Origin of the sequence: Azospirillum sp. TSH100, assembly GCF_004923295.1 — a bacterium.
Lineage (GTDB): Bacteria > Pseudomonadota > Alphaproteobacteria > Azospirillales > Azospirillaceae > Azospirillum.
Window position 1 is genome coordinate 319,613 of record NZ_CP039634.1, and the last position, 23,349, is coordinate 342,961.

Genomic DNA, 23,349 nt, shown 5'->3' on the forward strand with positions numbered 1-23,349 from the left:
TCCATCCGCTCCCGATGCGGAGGTGAAAACGGCGCCCCGGACCATCCGGGGCGCCGTTTCATTATAGGCTTCGCCGATTCAGGGGCGCGGGAAGCTGTCCGGCGGCGCCAGAACCCACTCGGCATAGCCGGCACGCAGCAGCTCGTAGGCGGCAACCAGTCCGGCGGCGGCGGCATAGGCGGTGATCAACACCTGCTCCGGCGCCACTTGCGCCCCGAAGACGATCAGCAGGGCGCCCAGGAACGGTCCGCCCAGCAGGAACGCCGCCAGCCACAGCGGCTCGGCCGACAGCCAGGCGCTGAGAACCGCGCGGGTGCGCTGCGACAGGCGCAGCAGCCCACCCACCTTGGCGTCGAGCGCCTCCAGGCTGCCGGCCCGCAGTTCCGCCAGCCGTCGGCCATCGGCATCGATGAAGACCACCTCCACCTTCATTCCATGACGGCGGACCGAGGCACGCACCGAGTCGCCGAGCCGCGTTTCCAGCAGAATGGCGTTGCCGCCCAGCGCCGGCAGGGCGTCGCGCACCTCTTCCGGCGGTTCGCCCCATTCGCGGAGCGCCGCCAGGATGACGCGGGGATCGTCGCAGGGAAGCGCATCCATATGGATCACCCGCCCCTGTGGCGCCATCACCTTCAGGATCAGCACCTGCTCCGCCGGATCATGGGTGCCTTCGACCCGCAGCCCGCCCTCGACAACATAGGAGAATCGCAGGCATCCGTCGTGACGGCTGAGCGTGTTCATGGCGGCACCCCTCCGGTCGCATCCCTGGCGGATCACACCGAAGGGATCTGGGCGTTGGCATCGACATGACCAACAAACCAGCCGGGGGAACGGCCATAGCGATGGTGCGGCGAAAAAGGGGAAGCCCGACTGGCCAGAACAGGAGCGGCCGACGCTACATTCGGACAAGAAAAAAGCGCCAAGCCGATGTGGCTGGCGCTTCCAATTTGCCCTCTCAGAAGAGAGAGTGGCGGATGGGGGGAGATTCGAACTCCCGATACCCGTGAGGGTATGCCGCATTTCGAGTGCGGTGCATTCAACCGCTCTGCCACCCATCCGCTGCCCCGTTTGGCGGGGTGGGCGGAACCTATATAAAGGCCTCCGGGCGTGCAAGCCTTTTTTGCAGAAAAATGCGATGCCTTTCGGCGGCATCCCTGTTGACTCTCGGGCCACCTTGAGTATAGATCGTCGCTCCCATGAACGGGCTTGCGCATCGAACGGTGGGCGAGAAGCCCGCCGTTTGTTTTGACATAGGCAGTGACGACAATGTTTGCAGTGATCCGCACCGGCGGCAAGCAGTACAAGGTCGCCAATGGCGACGTGATCCGTGTTGAGAAGCTCGAGGCCGATGCTGGCGCCTCCATCACGCTCGATGACGTGCTGATGGTCGGCGACGCAGGCAACACCACCATCGGCACCCCGACCGTGGCCGGCGCCTCGGTCGTCGCCGAGGTCGTCGCCCAGGATCGCGGCCCGAAGATCATCGTCTTCAAGAAGAAGCGCCGCCAGAACTACCGCCGTAAGAACGGCCACCGCCAGGACCTGACCGTCCTGCGCATCACCGGCATCAACGGCGCGGCCTGATCCGGGTCTTCCGGTCAGGCTTCCAGGCGCATCTTCAGTATTAGGAGCAACACCCCATGGCACACAAAAAGGCAGGCGGCTCGTCCCGCAACGGCCGTGACTCCGCCGGTCGCCGTCTCGGCGTGAAGCGTTTCGGTGGCGAGAACGTCGTCTCCGGCAACATCATCGTCCGTCAGCGTGGCACCAAGTTCCACCCGGGCGAGAATGTCGGTCTCGGCCGCGACCACACCCTGTTCGCGATGGCCGACGGCCAGGTTTACTTCAAGCACAGCTCGAACGGCCGGACCTTCGTCAACGTCGTTCCGGCCAATGACCAGGAAGTTCCGGCCGTCGCTGCCGAGTAACCTCTAAGGTCGTTGCGCGGCCTGTGTCGCAGGCCTGCACGCTTGTGGGATAAAATCGGGGGACCGGGCGACCGGCACCCCGATTTTCGTTTTCAGTCCGGTGCCGTCCCGCCGCCGGTTTCCCTTCCGTTTACGGGCAGGTTCCCCGATGAAGTTTCTCGATCAAGCCAAGGTCTTCCTGAAGAGCGGTGACGGCGGTCCCGGTGCCGTCGCGTTCCGGCGCGAGAAATTCATCGAGTTCGGCGGCCCGGACGGTGGCGACGGCGGTCGCGGCGGCGACGTGATCATCGAGGCGGCCGACGGCTTGAACACGCTGATCGACTACCGCTACAAGCAGCACTTCAAGGCGCAGCGCGGCCATCACGGCATGGGCAGCAACCGCAACGGTGCGCGCGGCGAGGATGTCGTCCTGCGCGTGCCGGTCGGCACCCAGATCCTCGACGAAAATCAGGAAACCGTGCTGTGCGACCTGACGGAGGCCGGCCAGCGCCGCGTCTTCCTGCGCGGCGGCGACGGCGGGCACGGCAACGCGCATTTCAAGACGCCGACCAACCGGGCGCCGCGCAAGTTCCACCCTGGCTGGCCGGGGCAGGAGCAATGGGTGTGGCTGCGGCTGAAGCTGATCGCCGACGCCGGCCTGCTGGGCCTGCCCAACGCCGGCAAGTCGACCTTCCTGGCCGCCACCACCGCGGCCAAGCCGAAGATCGCCGACTACCCCTTCACCACGCTGGCACCCAACCTGGGCGTCGTCCGCGCCGGTGACGAAGAGTTCGTCATCGCCGACATTCCCGGGCTGATCGAGGGCGCGCACGAGGGGCATGGGCTGGGCGACCGTTTCCTCGGCCATGTCGAACGCTCGCGCATCCTGCTGCACCTGATCGATGGCACGGCCGACGACGTCGTCGCCTCCTACCGCACGATCCGCAACGAACTGGAAGCCTATGGCGGCAACCTCGCCGACAAGCCGGAGGTCATCGGGCTGAACAAGGCCGATGCTCTGCTGGACGAGGAGATCGAGGAGAAGAAGGCGGCATTGGAGGAGGCATCGGGCGCCGAGGTCATGGTGCTGTCCGGTGCCACCGGCCAGGGCGTGAGGCAGGTGCTGTACCGCCTGCTGACGGTCATCAAGGACTCGAAGGCGGAAGAGCCAGAGGTCATAAACGCCCCCGCGACCCGGTCCATCCCGCGCCCGCCAGTCGGCCAGAAGCTGCCCGACGACGGCGAGATGCAATGGGATGATGAAACCGGCGAGTGGGTCGGCGGCGAGGATGAGGATTTCGAGGAGGATCTCGAAGAGGGCGAGGAGTTGGAGGACGGCGACTCGGACGAGGCCCTTGACGGCGACGAGCCGGAGGGCGAAGAGGACGCCTCGGACGACGATACGGACGGAACCTCCCGCCATGGCGCTTGACGCCCCCACCCTTCTCGAATCCCGTCGGCTGGTCGTGAAGATCGGCTCGGCCCTTCTGGTCGACGGGGAAACCCGGCAAATCCGCCGGGACTGGCTCGATGCGCTGGCCGACGACGTCGCCGCCTGCCGCAAGCGCGGGCAGGAGGTGGTGATCGTCACCTCCGGCGCCGTCGCCTGCGGGCGGGAGCATCTTGGCCTCGTAGGCCGGGCGCTGAAGCTGGAGGAGAAGCAGGCGGCCGCCGCCACCGGCCAGATCCGCCTCGCCCACGCCTATCAGGAAACGCTGGCCCGTCATGACGTCACCGTCGCCCAGGTGCTGGTGACGCTGGAGGATACGGAAGAGCGGCGGCGCCATCTGAACGCCCGCAACACCATCGACACGCTGCTGAAGCTGGGCGCCGTTCCCGTCATCAACGAGAACGACACGGTCGCCACCGCCGAAATCCGTTTCGGCGACAACGACCGGCTCGCCGCCCGTGTGGCACAGATGGTCAGCGCCGACACGCTGGTTCTGCTGTCGGACATCGACGGCCTCTATACCGCCGATCCGCGCAAGGACCCGAACGCCCGCCACATCCCCACCGTGCTCGAACTGACGCCGGAGATCGAGGGCATGGCCGGCGAGCCGCCCCCCGGCTACAGCAGCGGCGGCATGGTAACCAAGATCGCCGCGGCGCGCGTCGCCCTGTCGGCCGGCTGCCGCATGGTCATCGCCAAGGGCAAGCGCATGAACCCGCTGGCGGCACTGGAACAGCGGCCGGAGGATGGCGGGGCGCTCTGCACATGGTTCCTGCCGTCGGCCGAGCCGACCAGCGCCCGCAAGGCCTGGATCGCCGGCCATGTGAACGCCACCGGCGTGCTGGTGGTTGATGACGGCGCCATGCGCGCCCTCTCCCATGGCGCCAGCCTGCTGCCGGCCGGCGTAACCGCCGTACAGGGTGAGTTCGACCGCGGCGACGTGGTGATCGTCCGCACCCAGGAGGGGCGCGAGGTCGCCCGCGGCCTTGTCGCCTACAGCGCCGACGATGCCCGCAAGATCCTGCGCCACAAGAGCACGGAGATCCCGGAGATCCTGGGCTATCAGGGGCGCGACGAGATGATCCACCGCGACGATCTGGTGGTCCGGTGACCGGTATGGCTCGCAGTCCCATTCGCGCCATCCTGTGGGACATCGACGGCACGCTGATGGACAGCGAGCCCTGGCACCAGCAGATCACCGTCGACGTCTGCCGCGGTTATGGTCATGAACTGAGCGAGGAGGATTGCCGGTCGATGCACGGCGTGGCCTTCCGCGAAATCTACGCCGCCCTGCATGCCCGCCGCCCCTTCCCCATCGACCTGCACGCCTGGGCCGACAAGATCAATTCGCAGTATGTCGCCCGCGTCGATCAGGTGCGCCCCCGCGACGGCGCCTTTGCCCTGGTGGAGGCCTTCGCCGCCCGCGGGCTGGCGCAGGCCTGCGTCTCGAACGGCGGACGCATGATCGTCGACGCCAACATGCGCGCCATGGCGATCCCGCATTTCCGCTTCAGCATCGCCCGTGAGGACGTCGCGAACGGCAAGCCTCATCCGGAGCCCTACCTGCTGGCGGCGAAGATGCTGGGCTTGGCCCCGGAAGCCTGCGCGGTGATCGAGGACAGCCCCACCGGCGCCCGCAGTGCCAAGGCCGCCGGCATGCTGACCATCGCCTGGCCCCAGCACCCCGCCGTGGTGTTCGATGCGGTCGACCATCTGGTGGAGGACCCGGGGGCGCTGGATTGGGATGCGCTTTGCGGGTGAGAGTGTGCTCCAGGGTTCCCGTCAATCCAACGTCCATTTCGCCATTTGCGGGAACGGCGCCAGTCCGTTGTTCCCCATGGCGGCGAACATTCCCGCATAGCCGGTGAAATTGGCCTGCGCCAGATTGATCAGTCCAAAATGCGTCCCCTGCTCGATCCAGGCCTGCATCGGGTGGATGCCCTGATAATCGGTGTATTTGTAGGAACCGGGGAAGAACAGGCACTCCTGCGGCAGGCCCAGATGCTGGACCACCGCGTATGACCAGGCCTGCGACATGAACTCGCCCTGACGGGCAGCCCTGGTCAGAACCGGGTCGGGTGTGCCGTCGCGCGCGGTCTGATCGGCCAGCAGTATGTCGATGTCATCCTGCAGGTCGCGGTTCATCAGCGACCAATGGCGACGCGGCAGGACGACGATGTGCCCTGCCTCATGCAGCAGGTCGCCCGGCCCAACCAGGGTTTCCGGATCGACATGGAGCACGCCGGCCAGGATGTTAACGCCGGGCAGAAAGCCGCCATGTGCGCCCTCGCCATACTGCACCTGCATGCCGATGCCGCGCAGGAACGCGATGATGGGCTCCAGCGCCTCCGGATGATACATCCACCCACTCCGCCAATTCGAACTTTGACGGAGATATTCTCGCAAAGGGCGCGTTCGGGCAAGGCGCACCCGCGCCAGCCGACACCACGCATTGTCGCAGCCGGCGGAACGGCCAGCGGCGCTATTTCTGGATATTGACCACCGCCGACACCGGGGCAAGCGCAATGCCGCGATCGGCCAATGCCGTCAGCCACAGGTTCAGCCGCTCGATCGTCGTCGGATAGGGAGAGGCGAAACCGACCGCGGCGCCATTGGTCTTGGCAAGCTCCTCGAGTTCGCGCAGTTGGTCGTCGATGGCACCGCGCGACAGGTCGCGGTCGATGACACGATCGCCCAGCGCCCGCGGCACGCCTGCCAGAGTGGCAAGCGGACCGGCAACGCTCTTGGGATTGACCCTGGAATCGACCAGCAACAGGCCACGCGCCTTCAGCGCGTCGATCACCGGCTGCATCGCCGCCGGATTGGCGGTAAATTTGCTGCCGGTGGTGCTGGTGATGCCGACATAGCCCACCGCCTTGCCCAGCGACCATTCCAGCCGTTCGTTGTTACGGTCGGGGCCGAGCATGGTCAGCAGCGCATTGGGCCCGGGATCGTCGCGCGGGTAGCTCAGCGGCTCCATCGGCACCGACAGCATCACCTCGTGCCCCTTGGTGCGGGCACGTTCGACCCAGTCGTCCAGCCGTTCGGCATAGGGCAGGAAGGCCAGCGTGATGCCGGGCGGCAGTTTCGCCAGCGCGTTTCCGGTGGTGACGCCACTGAGCCCGAGGTCGGACATCACGATGGCGACGCGCGGCCGCTTGTCGGTCGCCGGGAAGGGCCGGGCATAGACCTGCCAGGGCTTGCGCCCATCCTGGGCGATGCGCGGCAGCGGCCCGTTGCGGCTGTCCTCCACCAGACCCGGCACCGGGGCCGGGACCAGCGTCACCGCCGCGGCCTGGGCACCCGGCAGCGGCAGCGGAGCCGGGTCGGTCGGGACGGGCGGTGGCCCAGCGGATGCGGCGGCCTTGGGCTCCGGTGCCGGTGGCGGCGGCAGCGGAGCGACCGCCACGGTCGTCGACGGAATCGATGCCTGCCAGGCCTCCCGCGTGGCCGTGCCGTTCAGCGCCAGCCAGCCGGCCAGCCCGGCATAGACGACCGCCACCGCGGCGACGGCGCCCAGCAGGGGCTTGGAGAGCGGCTTGCGCGGCTCTCCGCCGACGTCGTCTCCGTTGCGGCGGAAACGGCGCAGCCAGCCGAGTCCGGGGCGCAAGCCCCGGACATCGAACCGCAGACGACCGAGCAGGGCGGGAGCCTTCACCGTCTTGTGCTCCGGTCAGCGCGCCGCGGAGCGCTGCTGGAACAAGGCAACACCGCGCAGCAGATCCAGCGCGCGGGCGAGCTGGAAGTCGAAGGGAGGCTCGGCACCCTCCGCCGCGGCACCTTCGGCCGGTGCGGGGGCCGGCGCAGCCCCGGGCGCCGCCGGCACAGCACCGGCCCCCGGCCCCGGAGCGGGCGCTGCCGGATTCGGGGCCGCCGGCGTGCCGGGAGCGGCCGGGTTGGTGGTGGCCGGACGCGGCGCCTTGCTCGCGTCGGGATTGACCAGCGCACCCTTCAGATCGGCCTCGCGGCGGCGGACGACGTTCTTGTCCAGATCCTCCACCTTGGCGACATGCACCTCGATGTCCGGGGTGATGCCCAGCTGCTGGATCGAGCGGCCCGACGGCGTGTAGTAGCGCGCCGTGGTCAGCCGCATGGCGCCATGGCCGGGCAGCGGGATGATGGTCTGCACCGATCCCTTTCCGAAGCTCTGGGTGCCCATGATGATCGCGCGCTTGTGATCCTGCAAAGCGCCGGCGACGATTTCCGAGGCCGAGGCCGAGCCGCCGTTGATCAGCACCACCAGCGGCATGCCCTTGATCAGGTCGCCCGGCTTGGCGTTGAAGCGGGTGCCCTCCTCCGCCCGCCGGCCGCGGGTCGACACGATCTCACCCTTCTCCAGGAAGGTATCGGATACCGAGACCGCCTGATCGAGCAAGCCGCCCGGATTGTTGCGCAGGTCGAGCACGAAGCCCTTCAGCTTGTCGCCCAGCTGCTGCTGGATCGAGGCGATCGCCTTCTCCAGCCCGCTCTGCGTCTGCTCGTTGAAGCTGGTGATGCGGACATAGCCGATGTCGCCTTCGGTGCGGAAGCGGACCGACTGCACCTTGATGACGGCGCGGGTCAGCGACACGGTGAAGGGCTCGCCCGCCTCGCCTCGGCGGACGGTGACCTTCAGTTCGCTACCCACCGGGCCGCGCATCTTCTCCACCGCCTCGTTCAGGCTTAGGCCCATCACCGCCTCGCCGTTCAGTTGGACGATCAGGTCGCCCGGCTGCAGGCCGGCACGGAAGGCAGGGGTGTCGTCGATGGGCGACACGACCTTCACCAGGCCGTTCTCCATCGTCACCTCGATCCCCAGCCCGCCGAACTCGCCGCGGGTCTGGACCTGCATGTCCTGGAAGCTTTTCTTGTTCAGATAGCTCGAATGCGGGTCGAGCGAGGTCAGCATCCCGTTGATCGCCGATTCGATCAGCTGTTCGTCGGTCACCGGCTCGACATACTCGGCGCGGACGCGCTCGAAGACGTCGCCGAACAGGTTCAGCTGCCGGTAGGTGTCCGACGAATTGCTGGACTGCGCCGTGACGGTGGCGACGCCGGCGCCCAGAAACACCAGAGCTGCCGCCGTGGCGGCACGCTTGATCATCCTCATCTACCCTTGTCCTTTCCCCTCCGGGGCGCCGAACCCGCGTTGCGGGTTGATCGGCTGGCCGTTTCGTCGCAGCTCGAAATAGAGATCCGGATTGCCGTCCGACGGCATGACCGCCAGCGGTTCCCCGCTGGCCACCTTACGCCCGACAGCCGTTTCGATCCGGCCCAAACCCGCAATCAGACTATGATATCCGTTGCCGTGTTCCACGATCAAGATGAGGCCATAGCCCTTGAACGGGCCGGCGAACACGATCGTGCCGCCGCGCGGGGCCACCACGGCGGCCCCGGCGCGGGTCTGGACGATGACGCCTCGGCTGGTGGCGCCATAGCGGTCAGGCTCGCCGAAGCGGGTGGTCAGCTTGCCGGCGGCGGGCAGGACCATGCCGGCGACCGCCGGCGGACCGTCGGGAGACTTCGCGGCCAGCTCGCGCTCGCGCGCCGCTTCCCTGGCGGCTTCGTCCTTCGCCCGCCTCTCCTCGGCGGCCTTCTGTTCGGCGATTTTCTGTTCGGCAGCGCGCAGTTCGGCCAGCTTGCGTTCGGCTTCCTTGCGCTCGGCTTCCTTCTGGGCGGCGAGGCGGCGTTCGGCCTCGCGCTTTTCCGCCTCGCGCTTCGCGGTTTCCTTGCGCTCCGCCTCGCGCCTTTCGGCCTCTCGGCGGGCGGCGGCCTCGATGGCGGCGCGGCGTTCGGCCTCGACCCGTTCCATCAGCTGGCGCAGGTCGGTGGCCTGCCCCGACAGGTCCGCCATGCGTTGGCCGACCTGGACGCGCTCCTCCTCGGTCTGGCGCGACAATTCCTCGCGCCGGGCGATCAGGCGGTTCATCTCGTCCTGCTTCTCGGTCAGCGCCACCCGCGCCGCCAGAGCCTTGGAGCGCTGATCGACCAGCTTGCCGCGGGTGTCGGCCAGCCCGTTCAGCGCCTGGGCCAACGCATCGGCCCGCGCCTTCAGCGCCGGCACGGCGTCGCGCAGCAGCAAGGCGGAGCGCAGGGTATCGACCGGGCTTTCCGGCCGGGCCAGCGCCGCCTCCGGCGGGATGCGCGCCAGCCGCTGGAGAGCGGCCAGCAGAGTGGCGATCTGCTGGCGCTCGGCGTCGAGCCCGGCGGAGCGTTCGCGCTCCTCCGCCTCCAGGGCTGCGAGCGAGTCTTCCAGCTGGTCGAGCGTCTGTTCCTGCCCGCGCGCCTGATCGGCCAGCGCGATCAACCGGCCGCGCAGGGTGTCGAGTTCGCTCTGGAGCGCCTGGGACTGGCGTTCCAGCTGCTGCTGGCGCTGCTTGCCGGTCTGAAGCTGCTGCTCGACGCGCTTCAGCGTGTCCTTGGGGGCTTCGGATTGAGCATTCGCCGGCTGGGCGAGGATCAGGCCGGCGATGACGACGAAGCCGGCGAGCAATCCCTCTCCCGCCCCGTATACCCTCTCCCCCCGGGGAGAGGGCTGGGTGAGGGGGATGCGCTGCGTGACGCTGGCCGAAAAGCCGAGCTACGCCCCCCTCCCCTTGCACCTCCACGCCACGCGCCCCCCTCACCCCGACCCTCTCCCCGGGGGGGAGAGGGGGACAATGAGGTGAAAGGGACGGGCGCCATCCGTTACTCCGCCGCTGCGCGGGCGGCGGTGCGGACCAGCAGGTTGCGGCCGGTCATCTCGGCCGGCTTGGGCAAGCCCAGCAGGTCCAGCAGCGTCGGGGCGATGTCGGCCAGGCGGCCGCTGTCGATGCGGGCGCCGGCCGGGCCGTTGACCAACACCAGCGGAACCTTGTCCAGCGTGTGGGCGGTGTGCGGGCCGCCGGTCTCCGGGTCCTTCATCAGCTCGCAGTTGCCGTGATCGGCGGTGATCAGCATGGTGCCGCCGGCGCGGCGCACCGCGGCCTCCACCTGACCGATGCTGCTGTCGACCGCCTGCACCGCCTTGATGGCGGCGTCCAGCATCCCGCTGTGGCCGACCATGTCGGGATTGGCGAAGTTGACGACGATCAAGTCGTACTTGCCGGAATCGATGGCGCCGACCAGCTTGTCGGTCACCTCCGAAGCCGACATCTCCGGCTGGAGGTCGTAGGTGGCGACCTTCGGCGACGGCACCAGGATGCGGTCCTCGCCCTCATAGACCCGCTCCTCGCCGCCGTTGAAGAAGAAGGTCACGTGCGGATACTTCTCCGTCTCGGCAATGCGCAGCTGCTTCATTCCGGCCTCGGAAACCACCTCGCCAAGCACCTTGGTCAGGGATTTCGGCGGAAAGATGGTGGTCATCAGCTTCGCCAGCGCCGACGAATATTCGACCATGCCGACCACGGCGGCCAGCTTCGGCGCCCCATCGACAGGGAAGCCGTCGAAAGCCGGCTCGACATAGGCGGCCAGGATCTCGCGGGCGCGGTCGGCGCGGAAATTCGCCATCAGGATGGCGTCGCCGTCCTTCATGCCGGCATAGTCGCCGATCACCGTCGGCAGGATGAACTCGTCATGCTTGTCGGCGGCATAGCTCTGCTCGATCGCCTGGATCGGGTCGGCGGCGCGCTCGCCCTCCGCCTTGGTCATCGCGGCATAGGCCTTGGCGACACGGTCCCAGCGCTTGTCGCGATCCATGGCGTAATAGCGGCCGATGACGGTGGCGACCTCGACACCCGGCAGCTCGAACACGTCGGCCATGAACTCGGCGACCTGGTCCTTGGCGCTCTGCGGCGGCACGTCGCGTCCGTCGGTGAAGGCATGGACCGCCACCGGCACGCCCTCGCGCGACAGCACGCCGGCAAGGGCCGCGATGTGGTCCTGGTGCGAGTGGACACCGCCGGGCGACAGCAGCCCCATCAGATGGACGCGCCCGCCGGTCTTGTGCATCGCCTTGACCAGATCGTTCAGCGCGGCGTTGCGCTCAAGCTCGCCCTCGACGATGGCGTGGTCGATCATCACGAGGTCCTGCATGACGACCCGGCCGGCGCCGAGATTCATGTGGCCGACCTCGGAATTGCCCATCTGGCCCTTCGGCAGGCCGACCTCCTCCTCGCTGGCGTCGAGGAAAGCCGTCGGTTCGGCCGACCACAGGCGATCCCAGTTCGGGGTCTCGCCCAGCGCAATCGCGTTGTCGGACCGCTCCTCGCGATAGCCCCAGCCGTCCAGGATACAGAGGACGACAGGGCGGGGTCGGTTGGTCTCGGTCATCGCGCTTACCTTTCTCGAAAGGTTGTGGTCTCGGAGTTTCGTGTTTTCAGCTCCGGCGCTTTTCCGCGCGCCGGGTTTGTTCGACGCTTGGAATCAGGACCTGTGATAGGGGTGGCCGGCAAGAATTTGTTGGGCGCGATAGAGTTGCTCCGCAAGCATGCCGCGCACCAGCATGTGGGGCCAGGTCATCGGCCCGAAGGCGAGCAGGAAGTCGGCCCGCGCCCGCACCGCGTCGCCATGCCCGTCGGCCCCGCCGATCAGGAAGGCGAGGTCACCGGCGCCACGGTCGCGCCAGTCGCCAATCTTGGCGGCGAAGGCCTCGCTGGGCAGCGCCTTGCCGCGTTCGTCCAGCGCCACGACGATGGCGCCGGCCGGCACGGCGGCGAGCAACAGCTCCGCCTCCTGCCGTTTCAATTCGTCGGAGGAGAGGCGTTTCTTCACCTCGACCTCCTTCAGCGTGAAGGGCCAGCTGAGCCGTCCGACATACTCGTCGAACAGGTCGCGGGTCGGTCCGCCCCGCGACCGCCCAACGGCGGCGAGCCACAGACGCATGATGCGGCCCTCCGCCCCGTTTCCGCTCTCGTTTCCGTCCTCGGCCCGTCAGGCGCTCAGCCGCGCCGTGCCCGACGGCGTCGGCAGCTCCAGACCCCACATCTTCTCGATGTTGTAGAAGGTCCGGACTTCCGGCTTGAACAGGTGGACGATCACGTCGCCGGCATCGACCAGCACCCAGTCGCACTGGGTCATGCCTTCCATCTCGACGCCGCGGACGCCGGCCTGCTTCAGCTTTTCGGCCAGCTTCATGGCCATGGCGGCGATGTGCCGCGTGTTGCGGCCCGACGCCACGATCATGTAATCGGCGAAGGTGGTTTTCCCGGCGAGATCGATGACGGTCACGTCATCCGCCTGGTCGGCGTCGAGCGACGCCTGGATGAGCGCCTTCAGGTCCTGCGGTTCCAGGATCTGGGGAACGGCGGCTGGCCGCGGAGCGGTCGCGGCCGTTTCGGTGTGCGTGGTGATGGCTCCAACCTCTTGCAACGGTTTCACGACCCGGCGGCCCGTGCCTGCCGGATCGCCGTCGCCGAGGCCGGGTGCAAGGGGTTGCGTAAGAACGCCCAGGCCGGCCGCCTGCGGCGCGCCAGCCCTTTTACCCCAGACACCGACACCCGCCGACGGATGTAACGCTGGGCAGCCTTGCCGCTCAACGCTCCAAGAGAATAGGTGGGGCGGGCGAAAACCGCAACGGCCACCGAGTCGAAGATTCGAGTCCAGTGCTTCCAGCGCGGAATTTGCCGCAGATTGTCCGCCCCCATCAGCCAGACGAAGCGGGTTTTGGGGAAGCGGCGCTGCAGCTTGGCCAGCGTATCGGCGGTGAAGCGGGTGCCGAGCGCCGTCTCGATCGCCGTCACCTCGATGCGGGGATGGGCGGCGACGGCCCGCGCCTCCGCCAGCCGCTCGGGCAGCGCGGCCATGCCGGAGGTCGACTTCAGCGGGTTCTGCGGGCTGACCATCCACCAGACGCGGTCGAGGCCGAGCGTCTTCAACGCGAACAGGCTGATGTGCCGGTGCCCGGCATGGGCCGGATTGAACGACCCGCCGAGAATGCCGACGGTGAGCCCGGCATAGAGCGGACCGGAATAGAGGTGGGGAGCGCGATCCGTCCCGGCACTCTTCCCCTCTCCCCCCGGGGGGGAGAGGGTTCCGGCAGGGCGGAAGAGGGCTTCTTCCTTAAGGCCGCGTCTGGCCATCGCCACGCACGACATACTTGTAGCTGGTCAGCTGCTCGGCCCCCACCGGGCCGCGGGCGTGGAATTTGTCGGTGGAGATGCCGATCTCCGCCCCCATGCCGAACTCGCCGCCGTCGGCGAACTGGGTCGAGGCGTTCCACAGCACGATGCCGCTGTCCACCCGCGACAGGAAGCGCTCCGCCACCGCCGGATCCTCGGTCAGGATCGATTCGGTGTGATGGGAGCTGTGGGTATTGATGTGGTCGATTGCCGCATCCACCCCGTCCACCACGCCGCAGGCGATGATGGCATCGAGATACTCGGTGTCCCAATCCTCCGGCGCCACCGCCGTCACGCGCGGATCGACCGCCCGGGCCGCCGCGTCGCCGCGCACGGCGCAGCCGGCCTCCAGCAAATCCTTCACCAGAAGCGGCAACGCCTTGTCGGCAATGGCGCGGTCGACCAGCAGCGTCTCGGCGGCGCCGCAGATCGAGGTGCGGCGCATCTTGGCGTTCAGCACCACCTTGCGCGCCGTCTCCAGGTCGGCGGCGGCATCGACATAGACGTGGCAGTTGCCGTCCAGATGCTTGATGACCGGCACCCGGCTCTCGTCGGCGATGCGCTGGATCAGCGACTTGCCGCCGCGCGGGATGATGACGTCGATGTACTCGCGCATCGTCAGCATGTGGCCGACGGCGGCGCGGTCGGTGGTCGGCACCAGCTGGATCGCCGCCTCCGGCAGGCCGGCCTCACGCAGGCCCTGGGCCAGACAGGCGGCGATGGCGCGGGACGAGCGGATGCTCTCCGACCCGCCGCGCAGGATGGCGGCGTTGCCCGACTTCAGGCAGATGCCGCCGGCGTCCGCCGTCACGTTGGGCCGGCTTTCATAGATGATGCCGACGACGCCCAGCGGCACGCGGACGCGCTGGATGCGCAGACCGTTGGGCCGCGTCCAATCCGCCAGAACGCCGCCGATGGGATCGGGGAAGTCGGCGATGTCCTCCAGGCCCTTGGCCATCGCCTCGATGCGCTTATCGTCCAGCATCAGCCGTTCGCGCATGGGGCCGGACAGGTCGCGGGCATTCGCCATGTCCTCGGCGTTGGCAGCCTTGATCTCGGCGGCACGGGCGCGGATGGCCGCCGCCGCCGCCCTCAGCGCCCGGTCCTTCGACGGTCCTGGCACGGTCGCCAGCGCGGCCGCGGCGGCGCGGGCGGCGCGGCCGAGGGCGATCATCTGGTCGTGCAGGGCGTCGGTGGTGTCGAGCAGGGCGGACATGGAGGTCTCCGGACACTCTATCCGTTGAAGGGACGACGACCTTAACGAATTGTTCGGGGTTGCGAAAGCCGCGCGGTTGTGGGACTTCGGCGTTGCGGTATGGGCGGGCGTGTGCAAAACGCAACGCGCCCCCGCAATGCCGGGACAGGTTTCGGGTAGGGTGACATGCTGACGCTGCTGCTGATCGTCTCCGCCTTCTTTGCCGGTGTGCTGAACGCCGTGGCCGGGGGCGGCAGCTTTCTGACCTTCCCCGCCCTGATCCTGGCCGGCGTGCCGCCGCTGAACGCCAACGCCACCAGCACCGTCGCGGTGTCGCCGGGTGCGCTGGCAAGCGCCTACGGCTACCGGCGGGAACTCGGCCGCATCCGCGACATCCACCTGCCCTCCTTCCTCGGCATCAGCCTCGTCGGTGGGCTGCTGGGCGCGCTTCTGCTGCTGTGGACGCCGCAGCGGACCTTCGAGGTCATCGTTCCCTGGCTGCTGCTGTTCGCGACGCTGCTGTTCGCCGTCGGCCCGACGGCGTCGGCCTGGATCCGCCGCAACTTCACCATCGGCCACGGGACCGTGCTGGCCGTGCAGTTCCTGATCGCGGTCTATGGCGGCTATTTCGGCGGCGGCATCGGCATCCTGATCCTGGCGACGCTGGGCGTCTTCGGCCTGACCGACCTGCATGCGATGAACGGTCTGAAGTCGCTGGTCTCCGGCTGCCTGAACGCGGTGGCGGTGGCGGCCTTCGTCGCCGGCGGGGCGGTCTACTGGACAGAAGCGCTGATCATGCTGGTCGCGGCCATGGCCGGCGGCTATGCCGGCGCCTCGGTCGCCCGCCACATCCCGCCGCCGGTCCTGCGCAAGCTGGTGATCCTGGTGGGGGCCGGCATGACCGTCTATTTCTTCGTCACGAAAGCCTGATTCCCAACGGAGCCCCCGGCATGTCCGCCCTCATCGACCGCAACACCCTGCCCTACCGCCCCTGCGTCGGGATCATGCTGCTGAACGACCGCGGCGAGGTGTTCGTCGCCAAGCGCTGCGGGTCGGAAGCCGACTGGCAGATGCCCCAAGGCGGCATCGACGAGGGCGAGGATGCCCGCAGCGCCGCCTTCCGCGAGTTGGGGGAGGAAATCGGCACGGCGAAGGCGGAGTTCATCGCCATGACCGCCGCCCCCCACCGCTACGACCTGCCCGACGATTTGCTGGGCAAGGTGTGGAAAGGCCGCTGGCGCGGACAGGAGCAGATGTGGATGCTGGCCCGCTTCACCGGCACCGAATCCGACATCCGGCTCGACACCGAGCATCCGGAATTCGATGCCTGGAAATGGATCGACGCCGAGGAGCTGCCGGGCCTGATCGTCGCCTTCAAGCGTCCGGTCTATGAATCCGTCCTGGCCGAATTCCGCCCGCTGATCGCGCCGTCGAAGGGCTGACCGCTCCTGCCGGGCACCGGCCATTCCGCCATGTCCCATTTTTGATTGCGGTTATCCCCAACTTACGGCCGCCCCTTCTCCGTCCGAAGCTTGCGGCTTAACGAATCCTTGAGACGCAATCTGGCAACGTCGCTGCTGCAACCGCAATGCGCAAGAATGTGCCTGCCGTAGACGGAGGGGTGGCGTGTCGCTGATCAAATGGACGGAGGAGGATGACGGCCGGCTCCGTCTGGGCCTGCCGAGCGACCTCGATTTGCCCATGGCGCAACCTCTGCTGGACAGCCTGCGCGCCGCCTTCAAGGCGTCGGTCGACGTCACCGTCCAGGCGGAGGCGGTGGAGCGCATCAGTGCAGCCTGCATCCAGGCGCTGGTCGTCGCCGCCCGCGATGCGGCCGACCGCGGGGCCGCCTTTGCCGTCGCCGCCCCGTCCGTAGTCCTGTCCGAAGCGTGCGAGGATCTGGGACTCGCCGCCTGGCTGAAGCAATGGAGCCGAGCGTGAAGAAGAAAGTGATGACGGTGGATGACTCGCGCACCATGCGCGACATGGTGTCCTTCACCCTGCGCGGCGCCGGCTATGACGTGGTGGAGGCCGCCGACGGCCAGCAGGCGATGAGCGCCATCGCCGTCACCAAGGTGGATCTGGTCATCACCGACCTGAACATGCCGGTGATGGACGGGCTGACCCTGATCCGCAGGCTGCGCGCCATTCCAGCCCACCGCACCCTGCCGATCCTGATGCTGACCACCGAGGCGGACGAGAGCAAGAAGGCCGAGGGCCGCGCCGCCGGCGCCACCGGCTGGATCGTGAAGCCCTTCAACCCCGACAAGCTGGTGTCGGTGGTGCAGAAGGTCTGCGGCTGACCGCAAGCCGTCAGGGTTAAGGAGGGCGACAGCCGTGGACGATCTCAGCCGCTTCAAGCAGACCTACTTCGACGAGAGCGCCGAACTCCTGGCCGTCGCCGAGACCGGGCTGCTGCGCCTCGCCCCCGGCGAAATCGACATGGACGAGGTCAACGCGATCTTCCGCGCCGTCCATTCGATCAAGGGCGGCGGCGGCGCCTTCGGCTTCAACGACCTCGTCGCCTTCGCGCACGAGTTCGAAACGGTGATGGACGGCGTGCGCAACGCCGAAATCCCGGTCACCACCGAACTGGTCGACACGCTGATCCGCGCCAACGACGTGCTGGCCCGCCTGCTGGCGCACGCCGCCGACGAAAGCGATGCTCCGGCCGGCACAACCGACGAGTCCGTCGCTTCCCTGCGCCGCTTTCTCGCCAAGGCCGGTGAGCCGGCGATTGACGCGGTCCCAGCCGCCCCATCTCCGGTCGTCTCGCCCGCCGCCACGCTCTACCCCGACGATGAGGATGACGAGGCCGGCATCTTCGGCGACGCGCTGGCCGCGATCCAGGCCGCGCGCGACGACCAGCCGACACCCGCCCCCGCCGGCCCGGTCCCCGCGGGCAAGGTGCGCTGGACCATCGTCTTCCGTCCGAAGGCGGAACTGCTGCTGTCCGGCAACGAGCCGACCTACATGCTGCGCGCGCTGCGCCGGCTGGGCGAGGCGGAGGTCGTCTGCCATCTCGACAAGCTGCCGTCGCTGCGCGACCTCGACGCCGAACTGCTGCACCTGTCCTGGACGGTGACGCTGCTGGCCGACCCGCAGGTCGACCGCGCCCAGATCGACGACGTGTTCGAATTCGTCGCCGACGACTGCGACATCCGCATCAGTGCCGAAGCCCCCCCACCGGCGATCATCCCGCCCGCCATCATCCCGCCGGCGGAACCGGCCGCCACCGCTCCACCACCCGCACCCACCACCCCGGCCGCCACCACGTCAGGCTCGGCGAAGCCAGGTGACGGCGCCAAGCGGACCAATGGCGGCACGGGCGGGGGCGACCATTCCGGACCGACCACCCACACCATCCGCGTCGATCTCGACAAGATCGACCGGCTGGTCAACATGGTTGGTGAGATGGTCATCACCCAGGCGATGATCGCGGAACATCTGCGCGACCTGCCGCCGGGCCAGTTCCAGGAACTGCTGGAGGGGCTGGAAGGCCTCGCCCAGCATACCCGCGAACTGCGCGAAAGCGTGATGTCGATCCGCGCCCAGCCGGTCTCCAGCGTCTTCTCCCGCATGCCGCGGCTGGTGCGCGAATGCGCGGCGATGACCGGCAAGGAGGTGATGCTGGTCACGTCGGGCGAGACGACGGAGGTCGACAAGACGGTGGTCGAGAACCTCGTCGATCCGCTGACCCACATGATCCGCAACTCCATCGACCATGGGCTGGAAGGCCCGGACGAGCGCGAGCGCATCGGCAAGCCGCGTGCCGGCACCGTGCATCTGTCCGCTGCCCACCGGTCGGGCCGCATCGTGATCGAGGTGACCGACGACGGCCGCGGCATCAACCGCGCCAAGGTGCTGTCCAAGGCGATCGAGAAGGGGCTGGTCCAGCCCGGAGCCAGCCTGTCGGACGAGGAGATCGACAACCTGATCTTCCTGCCCGGCTTCTCCACCGCCGATCAGGTGTCGAACCTGTCCGGCCGCGGCGTCGGCATGGACGTGGTGCGGCGGAACATCTCCAGCCTGGGCGGGCGCATCGGGGTCTATTCGACGCCGGGCGAGGGCTCGCGCTTCGTCCTGTCGCTGCCGCTGACGCTGGCGGTGCTGGACGGCATGGTGATCTCGGTGGGGGAGGAGCGCTTCGTCCTGCCGCTGACCAACATCGTCGAAAGTCTTCGCCCGAAGCCCGCCGACCTGCACGGGCTGGTCAACAAGTGCGACGTCATGATGGCGCGCGGCGAATATGTCCGGCTCGTCCATCTGCACCGGCTGTTCGGCATCCCCAAGGCCATCGACGATGCCACCAAGGGGCTGGTCGTGCTGGTGGAGACGGAGGACGGCTCCCGTCTCGGCCTCGTGGTGGACGAGGTGCTGGGCCAGCAGCAGGTCGTCATCAAGAGCCTTGAAGCCAACTTCCGCCGGCTGGACGGCGTCGCCGCCGCCACCATCCTGGGCGACGGCCGGGTCGCCCTGATCCTGGACGTGGCGGGCCTGCGCGAGATGAGCCGCCACGGTTCCGGCGCCGGAAGCTTCGGCAACGCGAACTCCTCCGGCGGCACCCCCCCGTCTTCCCCGTCCCTGCCCGCCCCGGCGGACAGCACCGACCAGCGTCAACGCCAAACGGTTTGAGGTCCAGCGATGAGCAGCTCCACCGCAATCGCCCCCGTCGGCTCCCGCACCGATCTCCAGTCCGCCGGCATCGCGAACGGAATCGAGGAGCAGTATGTCACCTTCACGGTCGGCAGCGAGGAATATGGCATCAACATCCTTGCCGTGCGCGAAATCCGCGGCTGGACGCCGGAGAGCCGCCTGCCGAACCTGCCCGACTATGTCCGCGGCGTCATCAACCTGCGCGGCATCATCATCCCGATCTTCGACCTGCGCGCCCGCTTCGGCGGCGGGCCGACCCAGGTGACCAAGCGCCATGTCGTGGTGGTGATGCAGGTGGGCGAGCGGACCCGCGGCATCCTGGTCGACGCCATTTCCGACATCCTGGCGATCGGCCATGACGCCATCAAGCCGCCGCCCGACGTCGACAGCGGACTGATCGACGCCGAATATCTCAGCGGCCTCTACACTGCCGAAAACCGCATGGTGACGTTGCTGAACGTCGGCAAGCTGTTCGCCGGCGAGCATGTCGACCAGGACGCCGCCGCCCGCGCCGCGCTGGAGCCGACCTGATCCCGGCTGCGCGAGATCGCGCCGGCCACCCCGGTTACGCAAACCGCAACGAGAAGCCATAAGAACGAGGGAACGTCACCGATGGCCACCGACGGAACGATCGCAAAAGCCGGCAGCTTCCTCAGCAACATGCGCATCGCCAAGCGGCTGTGGCTGGTCTTCGGCCTGCTGCTGGTTCTGATCGCCACCCAGTCAGGCACCGGCATCTATGGCCTGGACGGGCTGAACCGCCGCATCGACAGCGTCATCGCGTCGGGCGATCTCGCCGTCTTCGCCAAGGATCTGGAAAGCCGCCTGGGCGCGCAGCGGCTGCAGACCCGCGAATACATCAATCTCGGCTCGACCGAGTCTCTGGACCGGCTGCGCGTCCTGCGCGGGGAATTTGAAACGGCGATGGCCGAGCGGCAGGCGAAGCTGAGGACCTCCCCCCAGGCCGCCGCCTTCGCCGACCTCAACAATCTTCACGCTGCCTACCACGAGAAATTCGACGCAGTGCGGACCGTGCGCGAGCGCGCCGACCGGGCGCTGCGCGAACGCATGGACCCGCTGGGCGCCCAGGTGACCAAGCGGCTGGAGGAGGTTGTTGCCGCGGCCGACTCCTCGGGCGACAAGGACGTCGCCTTCGGCGCGCAGGAGGTGGAGAAGCGCTGGCTGCTGACCCGCTTCTACGCCAACCGCGCCATCGGCCTGCGCGACGCCGCCGCCGTCGGCCAGGTCGAGGCGGAAGGCAAGGCGATGGGTGAGGGCATCGCCCGCCTGTCCGCCCTGCTGTCCAACACCGCGCTGTCCCAGTCCCTGCGCGAGGTCGATGCCCGTGCCGCCGAGTACCGGGCCGCCTTCCGCGAGGCCGTCGCCGCCAACGACGAGGCGAGGCGCCGCACCGACGACCTCGCCGCCGCCGCCACGGCGGTCAACCACGCCATCGACGGGATCGTCGCCGCCATCGCCGCCGGTTCCAAGGCGATCGAGCAGGAGGCCGGCAGCGAGGCCACCTTCACCATCCGCCTGACGGTGGGCCTGGGCCTGCTGTCGCTGGTGATCGGCATCGTCGCCGCCAACCGCATCGCCGCCTCGATCATCGGGCCGGTCACCGGCATCCGCCGGGTGATGACCGAACTGACCGAGGGCAAGCTGTCGGTCAGCGTTCCCCACACCGGCCAGCAGGACGAGCTGGGCGACATGGCCCGCGCCGTCGCCGCCTTCAAGGACGAGGCGGTGGAAGCCCTGCGTTCCCGCATCGCCTTGGAACGGGTTTCAGCCAACATCATGATGGCCGATGTCGACGGCCGCATCCTCTACGCCAACGATGCGATCATGGGCATGTTCCGCCACGCGGAGGCGGACCTGCGCATCTCGCTGCCCGGCTTCGATCCCAACCGGCTGGTCGGGCAGAACTTCGACGTCTTCCACCGCGACCCCAGCCACCAGCGCCGCCTGCTGGCCGACCTGACCCAGACCCACCGCGGCTGGGCGAGGACGGGCGGCCGCACCTTCCAGGTCATCGCCAACCCGGTGGTCAGCCGCCAGGGCGAGCGGCTGGGCACCGTCATCGAATGGCGCGACCTGACCGAGGAGCTGGCGATCGAGGAGGAGATCGGCGCGATGGTGGAGAATGCCGTGCGCGGCGACTTCACCCACCGCATCGCGCTGGACGGCAAGACCGGCTTCTTCCGGCTGGTCAGCGAAGGCATCAACCGCCTGTCGGAAAACATCGCCGGCGTTACCGAGGAACTGGCTTCGGTGCTGGAGGCGCTGTCACGCGGCGACCTGACCAGCCGCATCGACAAGCAGTACGAAGGGGTGTTCCAGCGGCTGAAGGACGATTTCAACGGCACGGTCGGCCGTTTGTCGGAGATCGTGCAGCGAATCGACCGGGCCGCGGGCGCCATCGCCGTGTCCAGCCGCGAGGTGGCGGAAGGCAGCATGGACCTGTCGGAACGGACCGAACAGCAGGCCTCCTCGCTGGAGGAGACCGCGGCCAGCATGGAACAGCTCGCCGCCACCGTCCGCTCCAACGCCGACAACGCCCAGCAGGTCAACGGCTATGCCACCGAGGCGCGTGCCGCGGCCTCGCGCGGCGGACAGGTGGCGACCAGCGCGGTGGAGGCGATGCGCCGGATCGAACAGTCGTCCCAGAAAATTTCCGACATCATCGGGGTGATCGACGAGATCGCCTTCCAGACCAACCTGCTGGCATTGAACGCGGCGGTCGAGGCGGCGCGGGCCGGCGACGCCGGGCGCGGCTTCGCCGTGGTGGCGCAGGAGGTGCGGCAGCTTGCCCAGCGCTCCGCCCAGGCATCGAAGGAGATCAAGGCGCTGATCCTCGACAGCGGCGGGCAGGTGCGCGAGGGCGTCGACCTCGTGCGGTCGGCCGGCAGCTCGCTGACCGAGATCGTGTCGGGGATCGGCCGCGTCGCCGATCTGGTGTCGGAGATCGCGCGGGCGACCGCAGAACAGGCGTCGGGCCTCGACGAGGTCAACATCGCCATCGCCCAGATGGACGAGATGACCCAGAAGAACGCCGCCCTGGTGGAGGAAAGCACCGCCGCCGCCCGCTCGCTGGAGGAGCAGGCCGACCAGCTGCGCCATCAGATGACCTTCTTCACCCTGGACCGCAAGTCCGCCTCCCGCAAGTCCGCCTGAGGATTCCACCGGTGCCGCGATGACCGACCGCTCGCCCGCCTCGACGACCGAACCGGAGACACTCGAACCGGAGACACTGCGGCGCGGCGCGGCCGCCGCGGTCTTCGGCGGCGCGCGCGAGTTCCACTTCGAGCGGCACCATTTCGACCTGATCGCCGGCCTGCTCTATCAACTGGCCGGCATCGCGCTGGCGCCCCACAAGGCCGAGATGGTCTATGCCCGGCTGGCCCGGCGGCTGCGCGAGCTGCGGCTGCCCGACTTCGACGCCTATTGCGCCCTGCTGCAGAGCGACGAGGTGGCGGACGAGATCGGTTTCCTGGTCAATGCCCTGACCACCAACCTGACCAGCTTCTATCGCGAATCGCACCATTTCGACTTCCTCGCCACCACGGTCCTGCCGGAGCTGCGGGCCCGGACCGCCAACCAGTCGAAACCGCGGCTGAGGCTGTGGTCGGCCGGCTGCTCCTCGGGACCGGAGCCCTACACCATGGCGATGGTGCTGGTCTCCACCATGGGGGCGGAGCTGCGGCACTGGGACGCCCGCATCCTCGCCACCGACATCGACACCCACATGGTCGAGACCGCCCGGCGCGGCATCTATCCGCTGTCGGGCGCCACTGGCATCCCGCCGTCGATCCGCCAGCGCTTCACCACCGACACCCGGCTGGATGGCGAGCCGGCGGTGGCTATGGGCGAGGAGCTGAAGCGCCTCGTCACCGTCAAGCCCCTGAACCTGCTGGAACATTGGCCGATGTCCGGCCCGTTCGACGCGATCTTCTGTCGCAATGTCCTGATTTATTTCGACCGCCGTGGCCGGACGCAGGTGATAGAAAACTTTGCCAGGATGCTCCGCCCTGGCGGGTATCTGTTCCTCGGCCACTCGGAGAGCCTGTATGGCGTGTCGAACCTGTTCCGGCAGGCCGGTCCGACCATCTACCGGAGGGATTGAGC

At 68.3% G+C, this 23,349-nt stretch carries 23 protein-coding genes and 1 tRNA gene; 13 read left to right on the forward strand and 11 right to left on the reverse strand.

What is annotated here, in order from left to right:
• Window positions 1–78 precede the first annotated feature (78 nt).
• A complete protein-coding gene (locus E6C72_RS01595) occupies window positions 79–741 on the reverse strand; it encodes a hypothetical protein (protein ID WP_109443086.1) in 663 nt (220 codons plus the stop codon).
• Window positions 742–968: 227 nt separating this feature from the next.
• A tRNA-Ser gene (locus tag E6C72_RS01600) sits at window positions 969–1,058 on the reverse strand.
• Window positions 1,059–1,266: 208 nt separating this feature from the next.
• On the opposite strand from E6C72_RS01600, the gene rplU reads away from it, so the two are divergent.
• The 5 genes from rplU to E6C72_RS01625 all read left to right on the forward strand — a co-directional run bounded on the left by rplU (window position 1,267) and on the right by E6C72_RS01625 (window position 5,118).
• Window positions 1,267–1,584, forward strand: a complete 318-nt coding sequence (gene rplU / locus E6C72_RS01605) for a 50S ribosomal protein L21 (RefSeq protein WP_012974890.1) — start codon at window positions 1,267–1,269, stop codon at window positions 1,582–1,584.
• Window positions 1,585–1,640: 56 nt separating this feature from the next.
• Entirely contained in the window at window positions 1,641–1,928 is a 288-nt protein-coding gene (rpmA, locus tag E6C72_RS01610) for a 50S ribosomal protein L27 (RefSeq protein WP_109075582.1), read from the forward strand.
• A 148-nt stretch (window positions 1,929–2,076) separates the two neighbouring features.
• A complete protein-coding gene (gene obgE / locus E6C72_RS01615; RefSeq protein WP_109443087.1) occupies window positions 2,077–3,339 on the forward strand; it encodes a GTPase ObgE in 1,263 nt (420 codons plus the stop codon).
• Complete coding sequence (proB, locus tag E6C72_RS01620; RefSeq protein ID WP_109443088.1) at window positions 3,329–4,468, forward strand: glutamate 5-kinase; 1,140 nt, start codon at window positions 3,329–3,331, stop codon at window positions 4,466–4,468. Before obgE ends, proB begins: the two co-directional genes overlap by 11 nt.
• A 5-nt stretch (window positions 4,469–4,473) precedes the next feature.
• Entirely contained in the window at window positions 4,474–5,118 is a 645-nt protein-coding gene (locus E6C72_RS01625; RefSeq protein WP_247875952.1) for an HAD family phosphatase, read from the forward strand.
• A 21-nt stretch (window positions 5,119–5,139) separates the two neighbouring features.
• Here E6C72_RS01625 and E6C72_RS01630 read toward each other — a convergent pair whose 3' ends face one another.
• The 9 genes from E6C72_RS01630 to E6C72_RS01670 form a co-directional block, all read right to left on the reverse strand.
• Complete coding sequence (locus tag E6C72_RS01630; RefSeq protein WP_109443090.1) at window positions 5,140–5,718, reverse strand: hypothetical protein; 579 nt, start codon at window positions 5,716–5,718, stop codon at window positions 5,140–5,142.
• A gap of 121 nt (window positions 5,719–5,839) precedes the next feature.
• Window positions 5,840–7,015 carry a divergent polysaccharide deacetylase family protein gene (locus E6C72_RS01635; RefSeq protein ID WP_109443091.1) on the reverse strand — a complete coding sequence of 392 codons (1,176 nt, stop codon included), beginning with the start codon at window positions 7,013–7,015 and terminating at the stop codon, window positions 5,840–5,842.
• A gap of 15 nt (window positions 7,016–7,030) precedes the next feature.
• Window positions 7,031–8,446: a S41 family peptidase gene (locus E6C72_RS01640; RefSeq protein ID WP_109443092.1), complete on the reverse strand. Its 1,416-nt coding sequence runs from the start codon at window positions 8,444–8,446 to the stop codon at window positions 7,031–7,033.
• Complete coding sequence (locus tag E6C72_RS01645) at window positions 8,447–9,829, reverse strand: murein hydrolase activator EnvC (protein ID WP_109443093.1); 1,383 nt, start codon at window positions 9,827–9,829, stop codon at window positions 8,447–8,449.
• A 194-nt stretch (window positions 9,830–10,023) separates the two neighbouring features.
• Window positions 10,024–11,586, reverse strand: coding sequence for a 2,3-bisphosphoglycerate-independent phosphoglycerate mutase (gene gpmI, locus E6C72_RS01650; protein WP_109443094.1), 1,563 nt, complete (start codon window positions 11,584–11,586; stop codon window positions 10,024–10,026).
• Between the two features lie 93 nt (window positions 11,587–11,679).
• Entirely contained in the window at window positions 11,680–12,138 is a 459-nt protein-coding gene (gene rlmH / locus E6C72_RS01655) for a 23S rRNA (pseudouridine(1915)-N(3))-methyltransferase RlmH (RefSeq protein ID WP_109443095.1), read from the reverse strand.
• 48 nt (window positions 12,139–12,186) lie between these two features.
• Window positions 12,187–12,633 carry a ribosome silencing factor gene (rsfS, locus tag E6C72_RS01660; protein ID WP_012974900.1) on the reverse strand — a complete coding sequence of 149 codons (447 nt, stop codon included), beginning with the start codon at window positions 12,631–12,633 and terminating at the stop codon, window positions 12,187–12,189.
• On the reverse strand, window positions 12,630–13,334 hold the full coding sequence (locus tag E6C72_RS01665) for a nicotinate-nucleotide adenylyltransferase (protein ID WP_371298434.1): 705 nt from the start codon (window positions 13,332–13,334) through the stop codon (window positions 12,630–12,632). Before E6C72_RS01665 ends, rsfS begins: the two co-directional genes overlap by 4 nt.
• The gene (locus E6C72_RS01670) at window positions 13,315–14,589 is read right to left on the reverse strand and encodes a glutamate-5-semialdehyde dehydrogenase (protein WP_109443096.1); all 1,275 of its coding nucleotides are present in this window, start codon (window positions 14,587–14,589) and stop codon (window positions 13,315–13,317) included. Before E6C72_RS01670 ends, E6C72_RS01665 begins: the two co-directional genes overlap by 20 nt.
• Before the next feature lie 165 nt (window positions 14,590–14,754).
• Between E6C72_RS01670 and E6C72_RS01675 the strand changes: the two genes are divergently transcribed.
• The 8 genes from E6C72_RS01675 (at window position 14,755) to E6C72_RS01710 (ending at window position 23,347) form a co-directional block, all read left to right on the forward strand.
• Window positions 14,755–15,498 carry a sulfite exporter TauE/SafE family protein gene (locus E6C72_RS01675; RefSeq protein ID WP_109443097.1) on the forward strand — a complete coding sequence of 248 codons (744 nt, stop codon included), beginning with the start codon at window positions 14,755–14,757 and terminating at the stop codon, window positions 15,496–15,498.
• A gap of 20 nt (window positions 15,499–15,518) precedes the next feature.
• Window positions 15,519–16,010, forward strand: a complete 492-nt coding sequence (locus E6C72_RS01680; protein WP_109443098.1) for an RNA pyrophosphohydrolase — start codon at window positions 15,519–15,521, stop codon at window positions 16,008–16,010.
• 184 nt (window positions 16,011–16,194) lie between these two features.
• On the forward strand, window positions 16,195–16,509 hold the full coding sequence (locus tag E6C72_RS01685) for an STAS domain-containing protein (RefSeq protein WP_109443099.1): 315 nt from the start codon (window positions 16,195–16,197) through the stop codon (window positions 16,507–16,509).
• Window positions 16,494–16,871: a response regulator gene (locus E6C72_RS01690; protein WP_109443100.1), complete on the forward strand. Its 378-nt coding sequence runs from the start codon at window positions 16,494–16,496 to the stop codon at window positions 16,869–16,871. Before E6C72_RS01685 ends, E6C72_RS01690 begins: the two co-directional genes overlap by 16 nt.
• A gap of 34 nt (window positions 16,872–16,905) precedes the next feature.
• A complete protein-coding gene (locus E6C72_RS01695) occupies window positions 16,906–19,203 on the forward strand; it encodes a chemotaxis protein CheA (RefSeq protein WP_109443101.1) in 2,298 nt (765 codons plus the stop codon).
• A gap of 9 nt (window positions 19,204–19,212) precedes the next feature.
• A complete protein-coding gene (locus E6C72_RS01700) occupies window positions 19,213–19,755 on the forward strand; it encodes a chemotaxis protein CheW (protein ID WP_109443102.1) in 543 nt (180 codons plus the stop codon).
• Window positions 19,756–19,836: 81 nt separating this feature from the next.
• Window positions 19,837–22,398, forward strand: coding sequence for a methyl-accepting chemotaxis protein (locus E6C72_RS01705; RefSeq protein WP_109443103.1), 2,562 nt, complete (start codon window positions 19,837–19,839; stop codon window positions 22,396–22,398).
• Between the two features lie 19 nt (window positions 22,399–22,417).
• Window positions 22,418–23,347, forward strand: a complete 930-nt coding sequence (locus E6C72_RS01710; RefSeq protein WP_109443104.1) for a protein-glutamate O-methyltransferase CheR — start codon at window positions 22,418–22,420, stop codon at window positions 23,345–23,347.
• The last annotated feature ends 2 nt before the right edge of the window (window positions 23,348–23,349 follow it).

Excerpts from the sequence above, each read along its gene's own strand:
- E6C72_RS01595 (WP_109443086.1), bottom strand. The coding sequence starts at position 741 with ATGAACACGCTCAGCCGTCACGACGGATGCCTGCGATTCTCCTATGTT.
- rplU (WP_012974890.1), top strand. The coding sequence starts at position 1,267 with ATGTTTGCAGTGATCCGCACCGGCGGCAAGCAGTACAAGGTCGCCAAT.
- rpmA (WP_109075582.1), top strand. The coding sequence starts at position 1,641 with ATGGCACACAAAAAGGCAGGCGGCTCGTCCCGCAACGGCCGTGACTCC.
- obgE (WP_109443087.1), top strand. The coding sequence starts at position 2,077 with ATGAAGTTTCTCGATCAAGCCAAGGTCTTCCTGAAGAGCGGTGACGGC.
- proB (WP_109443088.1), top strand. The coding sequence starts at position 3,329 with ATGGCGCTTGACGCCCCCACCCTTCTCGAATCCCGTCGGCTGGTCGTG.
- E6C72_RS01625 (WP_247875952.1), top strand. The coding sequence starts at position 4,474 with ATGGCTCGCAGTCCCATTCGCGCCATCCTGTGGGACATCGACGGCACG.
- E6C72_RS01630 (WP_109443090.1), bottom strand. The coding sequence starts at position 5,718 with ATGTATCATCCGGAGGCGCTGGAGCCCATCATCGCGTTCCTGCGCGGC.
- E6C72_RS01640 (WP_109443092.1), bottom strand. The coding sequence starts at position 8,446 with ATGAGGATGATCAAGCGTGCCGCCACGGCGGCAGCTCTGGTGTTTCTG.
- gpmI (WP_109443094.1), bottom strand. The coding sequence starts at position 11,586 with ATGACCGAGACCAACCGACCCCGCCCTGTCGTCCTCTGTATCCTGGAC.
- rlmH (WP_109443095.1), bottom strand. The coding sequence starts at position 12,138 with ATGCGTCTGTGGCTCGCCGCCGTTGGGCGGTCGCGGGGCGGACCGACC.
- E6C72_RS01665 (WP_371298434.1), bottom strand. The coding sequence starts at position 13,334 with ATGGCCAGACGCGGCCTTAAGGAAGAAGCCCTCTTCCGCCCTGCCGGA.
- E6C72_RS01670 (WP_109443096.1), bottom strand. The coding sequence starts at position 14,589 with ATGTCCGCCCTGCTCGACACCACCGACGCCCTGCACGACCAGATGATC.
- E6C72_RS01675 (WP_109443097.1), top strand. The coding sequence starts at position 14,755 with ATGCTGACGCTGCTGCTGATCGTCTCCGCCTTCTTTGCCGGTGTGCTG.
- E6C72_RS01680 (WP_109443098.1), top strand. The coding sequence starts at position 15,519 with ATGTCCGCCCTCATCGACCGCAACACCCTGCCCTACCGCCCCTGCGTC.
- E6C72_RS01690 (WP_109443100.1), top strand. The coding sequence starts at position 16,494 with ATGGAGCCGAGCGTGAAGAAGAAAGTGATGACGGTGGATGACTCGCGC.
- E6C72_RS01700 (WP_109443102.1), top strand. The coding sequence starts at position 19,213 with ATGAGCAGCTCCACCGCAATCGCCCCCGTCGGCTCCCGCACCGATCTC.
- E6C72_RS01705 (WP_109443103.1), top strand. The coding sequence starts at position 19,837 with ATGGCCACCGACGGAACGATCGCAAAAGCCGGCAGCTTCCTCAGCAAC.
- E6C72_RS01710 (WP_109443104.1), top strand. The coding sequence starts at position 22,418 with ATGACCGACCGCTCGCCCGCCTCGACGACCGAACCGGAGACACTCGAA.